Raw genomic sequence first — 15,871 nt, 5'->3', positions numbered from 1 at the left:
GGGGGGGGGGGGGGGGGGCGCGAGCAACAACGACCCCTATGCCAAACCGACCCCTCCACCATGCTTCGCATGGTCCCCCTCCCCGTTCCGGGGAGGAGCTAAGTCCGCTTGCATCCCCCTGCCCCCTTTGCTAACCGCGCCGCGACCTCGCCGGGTGCGCTTGCGCGCCCCTTTTGGCGCAGGGCTAATTTCTCGTCTTGGAGGACATTGAGCGCGTGGAGAATTCCGGCGGCATTGGGGCTAGCCTTTCGGGGCGGTATGCGACCGCGCTGTTCGAGCTTGCGCGCGATTCCAAGAAGATCGAGTCGGTCGAAGCAAGCCTCGGCAAGCTGCGCGCCGCGCTCGACCAGTCGAGCGACTTCCGCGCGCTGACCACCAGCCCGGTGCTGAGCCGCGCCGATGCCGCCAAGGGCGTCGAAGCTGTGGCCAAGCCGCTCGGGCTCGATGAGATTACCGCGAATTTCCTGGGCGTGCTGGCGGCCAACCGGCGCCTCAACCAACTGGCGGCGGTGATCCGCAATTTCCGCATCCTCGCCGCCCGTCATCGCGGCGAGACGACGGCGGAGGTCACCTCTGCCCATCCGCTTGACGACGATCAGGTCGCGCAGCTGAAAAGCCAGCTGAAGCAGCGCCTTGGCCGGGACGTCGCCGTTGAACTGAATGTCGATCCCACCATCTTGGGCGGGCTCGTGGTCCGCGTCGGATCGCAGATGATCGACAGCTCCATCCGCACCCGTCTCACTTCCCTCGCGCACGCAATGAAAGGCTGATCGCGAACACGCGATCAGGCATGAAAGGCTAATCATGGATATCCGCGCCGCAGAAATCTCGAAGGTCATCAAGGACCAGATCGCCAATTTCGGCACCGAAGCCGAAGTTTCCGAAACCGGCCAGGTGCTGTCGGTCGGCGACGGCATCGCGCGCATCTACGGTCTCGACAATGTCCAGGCGGGCGAGATGGTCGAGTTCGCCAACGGCATTCAGGGCATGGCGCTGAACCTCGAGGCCGACAATGTCGGCGTCGTGATCTTCGGCTCGGACGCCGAGATCAAGGAAGGCGACACCGTCAAGCGCACCGGCACCATCGTCGACGTGCCGGTCGGCAAGGGCCTGCTCGGCCGCGTCGTCGACGGCCTCGGCAACCCGATCGACGGCAAGGGCCCGATCGAGGCGACCGAGCGCCGCCGCGTCGAGGTGAAGGCGCCCGGCATCATCCCGCGCAAGTCGGTGCACGAGCCGGTGCAGACCGGCCTCAAGGCGCTCGACGCGCTCGTCCCCGTCGGCCGCGGCCAGCGCGAGCTGATCATCGGCGACCGTCAGACCGGCAAGACCGCCGTCGCGCTCGACACCTTCATCAACCAGAAGACAGCGAACGCGGGCAACGACGAATCAAAGAAGCTCTACTGCATCTACGTCGCCGTCGGTCAGAAGCGTTCGACGGTCGCGCAGATCGTCCGCGCGCTCGAAGAGAATGGCGCGATGGAATATTCGATCGTGGTCGCCGCGACCGCGTCGGAGCCGGCGCCGCTGCAGTTCCTTGCGCCCTATACCGGCTGCGCGATGGGCGAATATTTCCGCGACAACGGCATGCACGCCGTGATCGTCTATGACGATCTGTCGAAGCAGGCGGTCGCCTATCGCCAGATGTCGCTGCTACTGCGCCGTCCGCCGGGCCGCGAAGCCTATCCGGGCGACGTGTTCTACCTGCACAGCCGCCTGCTGGAGCGCGCCGCGAAGCTTAACGAAGCCAACGGCTCGGGCTCCCTGACCGCGCTGCCGATCATCGAGACGCAGGCGGGTGACGTGTCGGCCTATATCCCGACCAACGTGATTTCGATCACCGACGGCCAGATCTTCCTCGAAACCGACCTGTTCTTCGCGGGCATCCGTCCGGCCATCAACGTCGGCCTCTCGGTCAGCCGCGTCGGTTCCGCCGCGCAGACCAAGGCGATGAAGAAGGTGTCGGGCTCGATCAAGCTGGAGCTGGCGCAGTACCGCGAAATGGCGGCGTTCGCGCAGTTCGGCTCGGACCTCGACGCCTCGACCCAGAAGCTGCTGAACCGCGGCGCGCGGCTGACGGAGCTGCTGAAGCAGCCCCAGTTCCATCCGATGCCGTTCGAGGAGCAGACCGCGTCGATCTTCGCCGGCACCAACGGCTATCTTGACGCCGTCGCCGTCCAGGACGTGACCCGTTACGAGCATGAGATGCTGTCGGACCTGCGTCACAACCACGCCGACATCCTCGACACGATCCGCAACGAACGCGACCTGAGCGACGCCACCAAGGACAAGCTCAAGGCCGCGCTCGACGCGTTCGCGAAGACGTTTGCGTAACCCTTTGAACGGGAAAGGGTCCCCCTTTCCCGTTCGTGTCGAGCGAAGTCGAGACACCCGTTTCTCGACTTCGCTCGAAACGAACGGACACTGAGAAGAGATGGCCAGCCTCAAGGCTTTGAAACTCCGCATCGGCTCGGTGAAGTCGACGCAGAAGATCACCAAGGCGATGAAGACCGTCGCCGCCGCAAAGCTGCGCCGCGCGCAGGACGCGGCGCTGGCCGGTCGCCCCTATGCCGAGCGGCTGGAGGCGGTGATGGCCTCGCTTGCGTCGAAGGTCGTGATCAGCGCGTCGTCGCCGAAGCTCTTGACGGGCACCGGCAAGGACGAGCGCCACCTGCTCGTCGTCGTCACGTCGGAGCGGGGTCTCGCCGGCGGCTTCAACACCAACATCGTCCGCGCTGCGCGCCGGCGTGCGGACGAGCTGATCGCGGCGGGCAAGTCCGTCCGCTTCTACATCGTCGGCCGCAAGGCGCGCTCGGCGATCAATCGCTATTACCCGAAGCTGACGCTCCACGACCATGATATGAGCCACGCCAAGACGGCACGGTTCGAAGACGCGCACGCGATCGCGGAAGACCTGATCGCCCGCTACGAGGACGATCGGTTCGACGTCGCGCACCTGTTCTTCTCCCGCTTCCAGTCGGCGCTGGTTCAGGAGCCGACCGAAAAGCAGCTGATCCCGGTTCCGCTCGCCAAGGATGCGGCGCAGGCAGGCGGCGCGGCGGCTGTCGATTACGAGCCCGACGAGGAAGCGATCCTTGCCGACCTGCTGCCGAAGAACGTCGCGATCCAGATCTACGGCGCGCTGCTGGAGAACCAGGCCGGCTTCTACGGCTCGCAGATGACCGCGATGGACAACGCGACCCGCAATGCCGGCGACATGATCAACCGCCTGTCGATCGCATACAACCGACAGCGCCAGGCCGCGATCACCACCGAGCTCGTCGAAATCATCTCCGGCGCCGAGGCGCTGTAAGTTCCGCTGAAGGAAACCAAGAATGCTTGAGCCCCAGACCCTCGACAAGCCCGCGACCACGAACAATGTCGGGCGCATTTCCCAGGTGATCGGCGCCGTCGTCGACGTCGCGTTCGAAAGCCACCTGCCCGCCATCCTCTCGGCGCTCGAGACCGAGAATAACGGCAACCGCCTCGTGCTCGAGGTCGCGCAGCATCTGGGCGAGAACACCGTCCGCACGATCGCGATGGACTCAACCGAGGGCCTGACCCGCGGCCAGACCGTCACCGATACCGGCAGCCAGATCCGGGTGCCGGTCGGCCCGAAGACGCTCGGCCGCATCATGAACGTCGTCGGCGAGCCGATCGACGAGCGTGGCCCGATCGGCGCCGACACCTTCGCCCCGATCCACGCCGAGGCCCCGCTATTTGTCGACCAGTCGACCGAGAGCGCGATCCTGGTCACCGGCATCAAGGTCATCGACCTGCTCGCGCCTTATGCCAAGGGCGGCAAGATCGGCCTGTTCGGCGGCGCCGGCGTCGGCAAGACCGTGCTGATCCAGGAGCTGATCAACAACATCGCCAAGGGCCATGGCGGCACCTCGGTGTTCGCGGGCGTCGGCGAGCGCACCCGCGAGGGCAACGACCTCTATCACGAGTTCCTGGACGCGAACGTCATCGCCAAGGATGCCGATGGCAACGCCATCTCGGAGGGCTCGAAGGTCGCACTCGTCTATGGCCAGATGAACGAGCCGCCGGGCGCCCGCGCCCGCGTCGCGCTTTCGGGCCTGACGATCGCCGAGTATTTCCGCGACGTCGAAGGCCAGGACGTGCTGTTCTTCGTCGACAACATCTTCCGCTTCACCCAGGCGGGCGCCGAAGTGTCGGCGCTGCTCGGCCGTATTCCTTCGGCCGTGGGTTATCAGCCGACCTTGTCGACCGACATGGGCGCGCTGCAGGAGCGCATCACCTCCACCAACAAGGGCTCGATCACCTCGGTGCAGGCTGTGTACGTGCCGGCCGACGACTTGACCGACCCGGCGCCGGCGACCTCGTTCGCGCACTTGGACGCGACCACGGTGTTGTCGCGTGCCATCTCCGAGCTCGGCATCTACCCGGCCGTCGATCCGCTCGATTCAACCAGCCGCGTGCTGGAGCCGCGCACCGTCGGCCAGGAGCATTACGAGACGGCGCGCGCCGTCCAGTCGATCCTGCAGAAGTACAAGTCGCTGCAGGACATCATCGCGATCCTGGGCATGGACGAGCTGTCCGAAGAGGATAAGCTGACCGTCGCCCGCGCCCGCAAGATCCAGCGCTTCCTGTCGCAGCCGTTCCACGTCGCGGAGGTGTTCACCAACATCCCCGGCAAGTTCGTGGCGATCGAAGACACGATCAAGTCGTTCAAGGCGGTCGTCGACGGCGAATATGACCACCTCCCCGAAGCCGCCTTCTATATGGTCGGCGGCATCGACGAAGCGGTCGAAAAGGCCAAGAAGCTGGCCGAAGCTGCCTGAGCTTGAGGATTCCGTTCGTTTCGAGCGAAGTCGAGAAACGACAGCTCCGAGCCCCTGCTTCTCGACTTCGCTCGAAGCGAACGGAAGCGGGGGCGACGCTCAGCCCTTAGGAACTGAAAAATGCCCCTGCACTTCGAACTCGTGACACCCGAAAAGCTCGTCCGCTCAGAGGACGTGTACATGGTCACCGTCCCCGGCACCGAGGGCGATTTCGGCGTGCTGGAAGGCCATGCGCCGCTTGTCTCGACGTTGCGCGATGGCGAGTTGCTGGTGTTCGCGACGCAGAGCGGCCAACCGGCGACAATCCGCGTTGAAGGCGGCTTCGCCGAAGTCAACGAACGCGGCCTCACGGTCCTCGCCGAGCGCGCCGAGGCGTAAGCTTCGCGGCAGCAGGCGGCAACTGACAGGCCTGTTAACCATAACTTGCAATTCGGCGCCGAAAGGATCAGCCCCCCTCCTGACAATGTAAGGAGGGTCGCCATGAAGCTCGCCTACGCTCTTCGTGCTGCCGCAGCCGCTGCTCTCGCGGTCGCCGCCATCCCAGCTTCTGCCGCTACGGCGCCGGGCACTTACGATGCGCTTTACGTTTTCGGCGACAGCCTGGTCGACGGCGGGAACATCGCCGCCTTGACTGCGAATCACACGCCCAATCCAGCGCTCGGCTACCAGCATGGCCGCTTCACCAACGGCTATGATTATACGGATCACATCAATTACGAGCTGTTCGGCGCACCCACGACGGCTTCGCTGAAGGGCGGCAATAATTTCGCATTCGGCGGCGCCCGGATCGTCAGCGACACGACCGACGCGATCCCGGATATCAACCCGCAGATCGCGGCCTATGCCGCCGCCAAGGGACCGGCCGCCGATCCCAACGCGCTCTACATCCTGAACGCCGGCGGCAACGACATCTTCGCGCTCGGCCGGTACGCCGGCGGCAATCTCAATGCGCTGCTGCCGTTCACGAACCCCAACGACTATATTGCGGCGATCGTCAATCAGTATGCCGGTGCCGTCCAGACGCTCAACAATCTGGGCGCGCGCAACATTCTGATCGCCGGCATTCCCAATGCCGACGTGCCGATCGCCGTGCAGATCGACGCGCAGTTGAACGCCAGGCTCGACACGCTGGCGCTCGATCCCGCGACCAGCCTGATGCGCTTCAGCTATATCGACTTCTTCACGCGCCTGCAGACCAATCCGGGCTCGCTGGGCCTTCCGCCGCTGCGCACCGACATGAGCTGCATCCAGCTTCACGCCCAGGCGAGCGGCTGCGCCGGCATCTTCTCGTTCGACGGCACCCATCCGACGGCCGCCGTTCAAGCCGCGCTGTTCCGCGACATCGCCCGCCAGTTCGACGTCTCCGCAGTGCCGGAACCGCGGGTCTGGCTGATGATGCTCGGCGGCTTCCTGCTGGTGGGCGTCGCGATCAGGCGGCAGGCGCGGGTCGCACACGCTTAGCCCCTCTCCCCGTGGGTGAGGTGCGCGGGCCGATTAGCACTCTGTCAAAGTTTGCCCCCTATTCACCGTTGCGCTCGCAAATGAGCCAAGGGTGCTGGGGACGGAATGAGCGCATTCGGGAAACGTGGCGGCGTCGGCGGTCAAAGACCGTCGTTCGGTGTGGCGCGTCCGATGCAGGGCGGTGCCCCTGCCCCCGCTCCGGCCCCGGAGCGCGAGGGTCCGGCCGATCCTTTCCCCGTCGCCGATGCCGAGCCAATTGCGCCGCCGATGGACGCCCTCCAGCGCCTGGCCGAGCGCCAGGCGGCCTCGGGAGAAGCCGGCCAATCCAAGGCTGAGGGCTTTGAATCCTCCGTCCACCGCATCAAGGAGCAGGTGCTTCCCCGCCTGCTCGAGCGCGTCGACCCCGAAGCGGCCGCATCGCTCAGCAAGAACGAGCTGGCCGAGGAATTCTCGCCGATCATCGGCGAAGTGCTCGCCGAGCTGAAGATCACGCTCAACCGGCGCGAGCAATTCGCGCTCGAAAAGGTGCTGATCGACGAGCTGCTGGGCCTCGGGCCGCTGGAAGAGCTGCTCGCCGATCCGGACGTCTCCGACATCATGGTCAACGGCCCGCAGCAGACCTATGTCGAGCGCAAGGGCAAGCTGGAGATCGCGCCGGTCCAGTTCCGCGACGAGGAGCATCTGTTCCAGATCGCGCAGCGGATCGTGAACCAGGTCGGCCGACGCGTCGACCAGACCACCCCGCTCGCCGACGCCCGCCTGAAGGACGGCAGCCGCGTCAACGTGATCGTGCCGCCGCTCAGCTTGCGCGGCACCGCGATCTCGATCCGCAAATTCTCCGCCAAGCCGATCACGCTCGACATGATGGCGAAGTTCGGCTCGATGTCGGAAAAGATGGCGACTGCGCTGAAGATCGCTGGCGCCAGCCGCTTCAACGTGGTCATCTCGGGCGGTACCGGCTCCGGCAAGACGACAATGCTGAATGCGCTGTCGAAGATGATCGATCCCGGCGAGCGCGTCATCACGATCGAGGACGCGGCCGAGCTTCGCCTGCAGCAGCCGCACTGGCTGCCGCTCGAAACCCGCCCGGCGAACCTGGAAGGCCAGGGCGCGATCACGATCCGCGACCTCGTCATCAACGCGCTGCGCATGCGCCCCGATCGCATCATCCTGGGCGAAATCCGCGGCTCCGAGTGTTTCGACATGCTGGCCGCGATGAACACCGGTCATGACGGCTCGATGTGCACGCTGCACTCCAACTCCCCGCGCGAATGCCTCGCGCGTATGGAGAACATGGTGATGATGTCGGACATCAAGGTTCCGAAGGAAGCGATCAGCCGCCAGATCGCCGACTCGGTCGACCTCATCGTCCAGGTCAAGCGCCTGCGCGACGGCTCCCGCCGCGTCACAAACGTCACCGAAGTGATCGGCATGGAAGGCCCGGTGATCGTGACGCAGGAGCTGTTCAAGTTCGAGTATCTGGACGAATCGGCCGACGGCAAGATCATCGGCGAATACCGCAGCTCGGGCCTGCGCCCCTACACGCTCGAAAAGGCCAAGCAGTTCGGCTTTGACCAGGCGTTCCTCGAAGCCTGCCTGTGATTGATCGAAAGTCGCTGGGCGCGTAACCTTTCCGCCTGATCCGGCAATGACCGGACAAGGAGGAACGAATGCGCATTTTCTCGATCGCTGCCACGGCCGGCGCTGTGCTGATTGCGGGCTCTGCCGTTGCCCAGAACGCCAGCCCGATGCTCCAGGCGGCCATCGCCGCACCGACGCGCACCGACGCCAATCGCGCACGCGACGTCTATCGCCACCCGGCGCAGACGCTCGCATTCTTCGGCATCAAGCCGAGCGACACGGTGGTCGAAATCTGGCCCGGCGGCGGCTGGTATACCGAGATTCTCGCGCCCTACCTCGCCCAGGGCGGGGGCCAGCTGATCCTGGCCAACCCGAAGGGCAATTTCGGCAAGGCGATATCGGCCAAGCTCGATTCCGACCCGGCCGTCTACGGCAAGGTCGAACGGGCCGCCTTTCCCGCATCAGTGCTCGGCGGCACCGCCGTTGCGCCGGGCACGGCTGACGTGGTCGTGACCTTCCGCAACGTGCACAATTGGCGCGAAGGCGAAATGGCGCCGGACAAGCAGGATTACAGCCTCGCCGCGTTCAAGGAGATGTACGCGATGCTGAAACCCGGCGGCGTGCTCGGCGTCGAAGACCATCGCCTCCCCGAAAAGGCCGCGATCAGCCGCGAGAACGACAGCGGCTATATCAAGGTCTCGACGGTCCGCCGGCTGGCGGAGCAGGCGGGCTTCAAATTCGTTGGCGCATCGGAAGTGAACGCCAATCCGAAGGACACCGCCGATTGGGAAAAGGGCGTCTGGACGCTGCCGCCCACCTACGCGAACGGCGATGTGGATCGCGCGAAATATCAGGCGATCGGCGAAAGCGACCGGATGACGCTGAAGTTCGTGAAGCCGGTGCGCTAGAGGTCGAGTTCCGGCGCGGGGCGGAAGTCGATTTCGCGCTCCACGTCGGGACGGTGATCGCGATAGCGCCACAGCGCGAAAGCGACGACGCCCGCAGCGATCGCCAGCCCGGCAAGCAGCGGGATCGCGCTCGTGCCGGTGCCCGGCTCATCCTCGACCCTGGTGTCGCGCCACGGCTTCGCTTCGGCGAGCCCGGCGCGCCCGGTCGCCTCGGCATAGGCAACGCCCGATCCTTCGTCGAGCGTGACCGTATTGCCGGTCTCCAGCATCACCTTGTGGCTGAGGTCGGGATCGCGGCGCCGCGGTTCGACCTCCACCCTGTCGCCGCGCATGCCTTCGGGCGCGACAGGATCGCGATTGGCCGGGTCGGGCATGCCGTAGACGCGCGCTTGGGTTTCGTCTGCCATGCCGGCTAAACGTTCCCGTCCGCCAAGAGGTTCAAGATGACGATTCCGTTCGATACCTTCCTTCAGATCGACGTGCGCGTCGGCACGATTGTCTCCGCAGAACCGTTCCCGGAGGCTCGCAAGCCCGCCTATAAGCTGGTCATAGACTTCGGTCCCGAGATCGGCCGCAAGAGATCGAGCGCGCAGATCACCAAACATTATCCACCGGAGGGCCTGGTCGGGCGCCAAATCGCTGCCGTTGTCAATTTCGCGCCGCGCCAGATTGGTCCGTTCATGTCCGAAGTGCTCACTCTCGGCTTTCCCGATGCGGATGGCGAGGTCGTGCTGATCCAGCCGACTCACCAGGTCCCGGATGGCGGACGGTTGTTCTAGTCTGACACCAGGCGTAAGCCGTTCGGAAACAACGGGGAGGGGTTGGCGTGGCAACGGTCGCGGCGGAACGGATCGGCAGATTGAGAGCCAGCGAGATTCGGCTGGTCATCGCTGCCTCATCGCTCGGCACCATCTTCGAATGGTATGATTTCTTCATCTACGGCACGCTGGCCTCGATCATCGGCCGAACCTTTTTCCCGGCGACGAGCCCGACGGTCGAATTGCTCTATTCGCTGGCCGGGTTCGCGGTCGGCTTCGGGTTCCGGCCCTTGGGTGCGGTGCTGTTCGGCTATTTCGGCGACAAACTCGGTCGCAAATACACCTTCCTGATCACGATTACCGTGATGGGCCTCGCGACCGCCGCGGTCGGCTTCGTGCCGTCTGCCGCGCAGATCGGCCACGCCGCGCCCGTCATCCTGATCCTGCTCCGTATCCTGCAAGGTCTGGCGCTGGGCGGCGAATATGGGGGCGCCGCGATCTACGTCGCGGAGCACGCGCGCGCGGACAAGCGCGGCTATTACACCAGCTTCATCCAGGGCAGCGTCGCCGGCGGTTTCATCCTGTCGCTGGGCGTCGTGCTGCTGACCCAGGCCGTGCTAGGCAAAGAGGCGTGGGACGCCTGGGGCTGGCGCGTACCGTTCGTCTTTTCGCTGCTGCTGCTCGCCGTGTCGCTCTGGATGCGGCTGAAGCTCAACGAAAGCCCGGTGTTCCGCGCGATCAAGGAAGCGGGCACCACCTCACGCAATCCGCTGAAGGAGACCTTCACGCATCCCGGCAACAAGCGCCGCCTGCTGGTGGCGCTGTTCGGCATCGCCGCCGGGCTGACCGTGATCTGGTACACGGCGATGTTCCAGGTGCTTTATTTCCTCCAGAACGCGATGAAGCTGGACCCGACCGTGGCGCAGGTGCTGGTCGGCATCGGCGCGGGCGCGGGCCTGATCTTCTTCGTGCTGTTCGGCTGGCTGTCCGACCGGGTCGGGCGCAAGACCCCGATTGTGATCGGCTATGCGCTGACCCTGATCCTGCTCTTCCCGATTTTCGGCATCATGGGCCGGGCCGCGAACCCCGACCTCGCCGCCGCGGCGACCCGTGCGCCCGTCGTCGTCGGTGGGCAAAGCTGTGCCTACAGCCCCTTTGCCAAGGTGCAGGCGACCGAGTGCGGGCAGGCGCTCGACATGCTGACGAAGCGCGGCGTGCCCTATACCGTCAACCGCGAACTCACCGGTGTGATCATCGGCGACGTCCGGACCAGCGCCGGGCGTTATCCGACCGAGACGGAGCTCGACGCCTCGCTGAAAGCCGCGGGCTATCGCCTCGAAAAGACTCATCCGCAGGGAAGTGGTGTGGCGATCATCCTGCTCGGCATCCTCGCGCTCAGCGCATTGTCGGGTGCCACCTATGGCCCGGTCGCCGCCTTGCTGTCAGAGCTGTTCCCGGCCCGCATCCGCTACAGCTCGATGTCGATTCCCTATCACATCGGCACCGGCTATTTCGGCGGCTTCCTGCCCTTTGTCAGCCAATACATCGTCGCAAAGACGGGTAACCCCTATGCCGGGCTCTGGTACACCTGGGCGGTGGTGGCGATGGCACTGGTCGTGACGCTGGTCTGGCTGCGCAAGGACGACCTTCGCGCCCTCGACGAGGCCTGACAGGGTCGCTACCGCGCACCCGGTGAACATCTCCCCTCCCCATCGGCTGCGGCTGGACGGCGCGGCTTTGGTCGCGAACTGGCGTTGGTTGAAGCAGCAGGGTGGCAATGCCGCCTGCGGCGCCGCGGTCAAGGCGGATGGCTATGGCCTGGGCGCGCGCGAGGTCGTCGCGCGGCTGGCGGCGGCGGGATGCCGGGACTTCTTCGTCGCAACCTGGGCCGAGGCGGCGGCGCTGATGCCGTTGCCGCAAGGCACAGCCCTGTCGGTTCTGCACGGCGTCCGGCCGGAGGACATGGCGGCGGCGAAGAGCATCGCTGCCCGCCCGGTGCTGAACTCGCCCGAGCAGGTGCGGCGCTGGCGCGCGGCGGGCGGCGGCGCTTGCGACGTGATGATCGACACCGGCATCAATCGGCTCGGCATCGCGCCCGAAGACGCGGATGTGCTGGACGGCCTCGCGATCGAGACGCTGATGAGCCATCTCGCGTGCGCCGATGAGGACGTGCCGCAGAACGCCGCGCAAAGGCGAGCGCTGCTGGCCGTCGCAGAGCGGGTGCCGCATCGCCGCCTGAGCCTCGCCAACTCGGCCGGACTCTGCCTCGGTCCCGGCTATGCGCTCGACCTGACCCGCCCGGGGCTGGCGCTCTATGGCGGCGTGCCCCGCCCCGAGGCAGCGGGCCACATCCGCCAGGCCGCCTTTCCCGAAGCACAGGTGCTGCAGCGCCGCCGGGTGTCGGCGGGCGGCAGCGTCGGCTATAACGCGACCTGGACGGCGGCGGGCGACACAGAAATCGCGATCCTCAATCTTGGCTATGCGGATGGCATCCTGCGCGGCTTCTCCGGCACCGGCCGCGCGCTGGCGGACGGCCGTGCGCTCCCTTTCCTGGGGCGCGTCTCGATGGACCTGATCGCGGTCGACGCGACCGCCGCGCCCGCGCTCGCGGAAGGCGATTGGGTCACGATCGACTATGACCTGCCGATCGCTGCCGCCGCGTCCGGGTTGTCGCAATATGAGCTGCTGACCGGATTAGGCGACCGGTTCCAACGCTGCTGGGTCAACTGAACCGTTCGTATCGAGCGAAGTCGAGATACGCTTCTCGACTTCGCTCGAAGCGAACGGAGCTAATTACTGGCCGTCACCGCTCCACGCAGAGCGCAATGCCCATGCCGCCGCCGATGCAGAGCGTCGCCAGGCCTTTCTTCGCGTCGCGCTTGGCCATTTCGTAGATCAGCGTCGTCAACACGCGGGCGCCCGACGCGCCGATCGGGTGGCCGATCGCGATCGCGCCGCCGTTGACGTTCACTTTGTCCGGATCCCAGCCCATTTCCTTGCCGACCGCGAGCGCCTGGGCAGCGAATGCTTCGTTGGCCTCGATCAGGTCGAGGTCGCCGACCGACCAGCCCGCTTTCTCCAGCGCGCGGCGGCTCGCCGGCACCGGGCCGATGCCCATGATCGACGGATCGACGCCGCACGAGGCCCAGCCCGCAATCCGCGCCAGCACCGGCGACCCGCGCCGCTCCGCCTCGTCGCGAGTCGTCACGACAAGCGCCGCCGCGCCGTCGTTCAGGCCCGAGGCGTTGCCGGCCGTCACGGTGCCTTCCTTCTTGAAGGCGGGCTTCAGGCCCGACAGGTTGGCGACGACCACGCCTTCGCGGATGAACTCGTCGCGGTCGACGACGGTGTCGCCCTTGCGGCCCTTGATCGTCACCGGCGCGATTTCGTCCTGGAAGCGGCCCAACGCCCGCGCCTTCTCGGCCTTGTTCTGCGACGCGCAGGCGAATGCGTCCTGATCCTCGCGAGTGATCTGGTATTTCTCCGCCAGATTCTCGGCCGTGATGCCCATGTGATAGCCGTTGAACACGTCGGTCAGGCCGTCGACGATCATCGTGTCCACAAGCTGCACCGCGCCCATCTTGGTGCCGCCGCGCAGCTGCTGGGCGTGCGGCGACAGCGACATGCTCTCCTGTCCGCCCGCAACCACGATCCGAGCATCGCCGGTCGCGACCATCTGAGCCGCGGTGGCGACGGCGCGCAGGCCCGACCCGCAAACCTGGTTGAGGCTCCAGGCCGGCACTTCCTTCGGTACGCCGGCCGCGATCGACGCCTGGCGCGCCGGGTTCTGGCCCTGGGCCGCGGTCAGCACCTGGCCGAGAATCACTTCGGACACCTCGTCAGCGCCGACGCCGGCCTGGGCGAGCGCCGCCTCGATCGCAACGCGGCCAAGCTCGTGCGCCGGAGTCGCGGCAAAGGAACCGAGAAAGCTGCCGACGGGCGTGCGCTTGGCGGCGGTGATGACGATGTCCTGCATGGGGAACCTCCTGAGAGTCTTGCCTCGCGATTATCAGTTTTGCTGCAACTGCGAAAGCATCGCGGCGAGCGGCTCCCACAGCTGTTCGCGCGCGCGGGAGCCCACGATCATGCCGACATGGCCAAGGCCCAATGTGCGCCCGTTTTGCAGCCGCGCGGAGGATGCAGCAGGCACGATGCGGTCGTTGAGGGACACGAATTCCAGCGTCGGGACGCGGAGCTTCGCCGGGTCGGCGACTTCGCCGCCGACCCTCCATGCGCCGCGCCCGGTCACGTCGGCAGCGATGAAGTCCTCGAACAGTTCGCGCCCCGCGGCATAGGGGAGCGCCGCGCCGGCATTGGCCCAGTCCTCCAGCGCAACGAACGCGCGCGCGGCATCGCTCGCCGGGTCGAGCCGGCCGAACGCCTCATATTTGGCGATGGTCCGCGCCGGATCGAGCCGCCAGAAGCCGCTCTGCAGCACTTCTATCGGCACGAGTCCCATGGGTTGGGCGGACGGTCTCGCGGCCTGCCACAAGGCGGCGATGTCGTCGCGGGCAGCGGGACCGAAGCCGGCGAAGTGCCAGGGCGAGGCGATCAGCGTCAGGCTGCGGATGCGCGCCGACATCGCGGCACCGAGTGCCATCGTCCCGCCGAGACAATAGCCGACCAGGTGCGCGGGTTCGCCAAGCGAGTCGAGCAGCGGGAGAAGGAGTTCCGCATGCGCGGCGACATCCAAATCCTCCCCGGAACGGGAAGGGGGACCGCTCGCGAAGCGAGGGGTGGAGGGGTCGAGGAGGTTGGCCAGCGCACCGACCCCTCCACCATCGGCTGCGCCGATGGTCCCCCTCCCCGTTCCGGGGAGGATTTGAGGCTCGCCCCAATCCACCAGCAACGGCCTGACCCCCTGCCCGCTCAGCCAGCGCAGCAGCGAATTCCCCTCCGCCAGGTCGAGAATGAAGGGCGGATTGATCAGCGACGGCACGAACACGGCAGGCGGCCCATCCCCGCCATAATCCCGCAGCACCGCCCGGCCCGCGCGCGCCACGACGGGCATGTCGGCCGGCCGCGGCGCCCGCTCCGCCACCTGATAGGCGCGCAAGCCCGCCAGCACCGCCGCGCGCCGCACCGGGTCGCCTTCGGTCTGGCTCGCCAGCAGATCGAGGAACAAGGGCAGCGGCCGGGGGCCGTGTTGCGCTGCGGCATGGGGGGATGCTAGCGTTGCGCTTTCAATCGAAGGCTCATTCATGGCCAAGAACCCCCGCGACGATAACGGCGTCGTGATCATCAAGAAATACGCGAACCGGCGTCTCTATAATACCGAGACGTCGAGCTACATCACGCTCGATCATCTGGCGACGATGGTACGGGAGGGCCGCGAGTTCCAGGTGCTCGACGCCCGCACCGAGGATGACATCACCCGGAGCGTGCTCGCTCAGATCATCATGGAAGAGGAATCGCGCGGCCAGACGATGCTGCCGGTCAACTTCCTCCGCCAATTGATTTCCATGTACGGAGATTCGATGCAGGGGATGGTGCCGCAGTATCTCGAAGCCTCGATGGACGCGTTCCGCCGCAACCAGGCCCAGTTCCACGAGGCCATGAAAGGCGCTTTCGCCGGCGGCCCCTTCGCCGAAATCGCGCGCCGCAACATGGAAATGTTCGAAGCCGCGGCGACCGCGTTCAAGCCCAAGGCCAAACCCGACGCGGCATCCAAGGACGACGAAATCGCCGCCCTCAAAGCTCAGCTGGCCGAGCTCCAGTCGAAGATCGAGAAGCTTGGCTGATCCTCAGGCAACCGGCCGCCGCGCCCGGAGCGCCTGGGCAAGCGTGCCTTCGTCGAGATAGTCGAGCTCGCCGCCGACGGGCAGGCCATGCGCGAGCTGCGTCAGCCGGATCGGGAAGCGCTCGATCCGCTCGGCGATATAATGGGCGGTGGTCTGTCCCTCGAGCGTCGCGTTCATCGCCAGCACCACTTCGTCGATCCCGCCCGCGGCGATGCGCGAGACGAGGCTGTCGATCCTCAGATCCTCCGGCCGCACCCCTTCCAGCGCCGACAGCCGCCCGCCGAGCACATGATAGCGGCCCGGAAACAGCCGCGAACGGTCGAGGGCCCAAAGGTCCGGCACGTCTTCCACCACGCACAATGCCCGTGCGTCCCGGCGCGGATCGGCGCAGATGCCGCACGGATCGGTCGTATCGACATTGCCGCAGATGCTGCAGGTCGCGAGCCGTTCGTTGACCGCCTCCAGCGCGCGCAGCAACGGCGCCAGCGCCGTCTCGCGCTTCTTCAGCAGGTGCAACACCGCGCGCCGGGCCGAGCGCGGCCCCAGGCCGGGCAAGCGCGCCAGCGCCTGGGTCAACGTCTCGATTTCGGGAGAGGCCATGGAGGTCCTATAGAAGC

16 protein-coding genes are annotated in these 15,871 nt (G+C 66.3%); 12 read left to right on the top strand and 4 right to left on the bottom strand.

The annotated features are described in order from the left end of the window. Nucleotides 1-215 precede the first annotated feature (215 nt). From SCH01S_RS01445 to SCH01S_RS01410, 8 genes are all read left to right on the top strand, one after another. The gene (locus SCH01S_RS01445; RefSeq protein WP_046347000.1) at nt 216-770 is read left to right on the top strand and encodes a F0F1 ATP synthase subunit delta; all 555 of its coding nucleotides are present in this window, start codon (nt 216-218) and stop codon (nt 768-770) included. Between the two features lie 34 nt (nt 771-804). Then, the gene (gene atpA / locus SCH01S_RS01440; protein ID WP_046346998.1) at nt 805-2,334 is read left to right on the top strand and encodes a F0F1 ATP synthase subunit alpha; all 1,530 of its coding nucleotides are present in this window, start codon (nt 805-807) and stop codon (nt 2,332-2,334) included. 100 nt (nt 2,335-2,434) lie between these two features. Next, nucleotides 2,435-3,313, top strand: a complete 879-nt coding sequence (locus SCH01S_RS01435; protein WP_046346997.1) for a F0F1 ATP synthase subunit gamma — start codon at nt 2,435-2,437, stop codon at nt 3,311-3,313. Between the two features lie 22 nt (nt 3,314-3,335). Continuing rightward, nucleotides 3,336-4,805, top strand: a complete 1,470-nt coding sequence (atpD, locus tag SCH01S_RS01430; RefSeq protein ID WP_046346996.1) for a F0F1 ATP synthase subunit beta — start codon at nt 3,336-3,338, stop codon at nt 4,803-4,805. Between the two features lie 120 nt (nt 4,806-4,925). Continuing rightward, nucleotides 4,926-5,183, top strand: coding sequence for an ATP synthase F1 subunit epsilon (locus SCH01S_RS01425; RefSeq protein ID WP_046346995.1), 258 nt, complete (start codon nt 4,926-4,928; stop codon nt 5,181-5,183). Nucleotides 5,184-5,285: 102 nt separating this feature from the next. Next, nucleotides 5,286-6,266 carry an SGNH/GDSL hydrolase family protein gene (locus tag SCH01S_RS01420; RefSeq protein ID WP_046346994.1) on the top strand — a complete coding sequence of 327 codons (981 nt, stop codon included), beginning with the start codon at nt 5,286-5,288 and terminating at the stop codon, nt 6,264-6,266. 105 nt (nt 6,267-6,371) lie between these two features. After that, a complete protein-coding gene (locus tag SCH01S_RS01415; protein WP_046346993.1) occupies nt 6,372-7,868 on the top strand; it encodes a TadA family conjugal transfer-associated ATPase in 1,497 nt (498 codons plus the stop codon). A gap of 68 nt (nt 7,869-7,936) precedes the next feature. Further along, entirely contained in the window at nt 7,937-8,755 is an 819-nt protein-coding gene (locus tag SCH01S_RS01410; RefSeq protein WP_046346992.1) for a class I SAM-dependent methyltransferase, read from the top strand. Here SCH01S_RS01410 and SCH01S_RS01405 read toward each other — a convergent pair. Beyond that, a complete protein-coding gene (locus tag SCH01S_RS01405; RefSeq protein WP_046346991.1) occupies nt 8,752-9,162 on the bottom strand; it encodes a hypothetical protein in 411 nt (136 codons plus the stop codon). The genes SCH01S_RS01410 and SCH01S_RS01405 overlap by 4 nt on opposite strands. A 36-nt stretch (nt 9,163-9,198) precedes the next feature. Here SCH01S_RS01405 and SCH01S_RS01400 point away from each other — a divergent pair, with 36 nt between their 5' ends. Genes SCH01S_RS01400 through SCH01S_RS01390 form a run of 3 tightly spaced genes read left to right on the top strand, consistent with a single transcriptional unit; the run spans nt 9,199 to nt 12,243 of the window. Next, nucleotides 9,199-9,534 (top strand): tRNA-binding protein, encoded by a 336-nt coding sequence (locus SCH01S_RS01400; protein WP_046346990.1) that lies wholly within the window; start codon nt 9,199-9,201, stop codon nt 9,532-9,534. Nucleotides 9,535-9,581: 47 nt separating this feature from the next. Beyond that, nucleotides 9,582-11,183, top strand: a complete 1,602-nt coding sequence (locus tag SCH01S_RS01395) for an MFS transporter (RefSeq protein WP_046346989.1) — start codon at nt 9,582-9,584, stop codon at nt 11,181-11,183. A gap of 22 nt (nt 11,184-11,205) precedes the next feature. Beyond that, a complete protein-coding gene (locus SCH01S_RS01390) occupies nt 11,206-12,243 on the top strand; it encodes an alanine racemase (protein ID WP_245612130.1) in 1,038 nt (345 codons plus the stop codon). A 73-nt stretch (nt 12,244-12,316) separates the two neighbouring features. On the opposite strand, the gene SCH01S_RS01385 is transcribed toward SCH01S_RS01390, so the two are convergent. Beyond that, nucleotides 12,317-13,489: an acetyl-CoA C-acetyltransferase gene (locus SCH01S_RS01385; RefSeq protein WP_046346988.1), complete on the bottom strand. Its 1,173-nt coding sequence runs from the start codon at nt 13,487-13,489 to the stop codon at nt 12,317-12,319. A gap of 33 nt (nt 13,490-13,522) precedes the next feature. Then, a complete protein-coding gene (locus tag SCH01S_RS01380; protein ID WP_052733713.1) occupies nt 13,523-14,644 on the bottom strand; it encodes an alpha/beta hydrolase in 1,122 nt (373 codons plus the stop codon). A 70-nt stretch (nt 14,645-14,714) separates the two neighbouring features. On the opposite strand from SCH01S_RS01380, the gene phaR reads away from it, so the two are divergent. Continuing rightward, on the top strand, nt 14,715-15,254 hold the full coding sequence (phaR, locus tag SCH01S_RS01375) for a polyhydroxyalkanoate synthesis repressor PhaR (RefSeq protein WP_046346986.1): 540 nt from the start codon (nt 14,715-14,717) through the stop codon (nt 15,252-15,254). A 3-nt stretch (nt 15,255-15,257) separates the two neighbouring features. Here the strand turns inward: phaR and recR are convergent, their stop codons facing one another. Beyond that, nucleotides 15,258-15,854 carry a recombination mediator RecR gene (recR, locus tag SCH01S_RS01370; protein WP_046346985.1) on the bottom strand — a complete coding sequence of 199 codons (597 nt, stop codon included), beginning with the start codon at nt 15,852-15,854 and terminating at the stop codon, nt 15,258-15,260. Nucleotides 15,855-15,871 lie beyond the last annotated feature (17 nt).

This window comes from Sphingomonas changbaiensis NBRC 104936, assembly GCF_000974765.1.
Taxonomy (GTDB): domain Bacteria; phylum Pseudomonadota; class Alphaproteobacteria; order Sphingomonadales; family Sphingomonadaceae; genus Sphingomonas_B; species Sphingomonas_B changbaiensis.
Note: the sequence above shows the minus strand (reverse complement) of the source record. Positions and strands in the feature narration are given on the sequence as shown.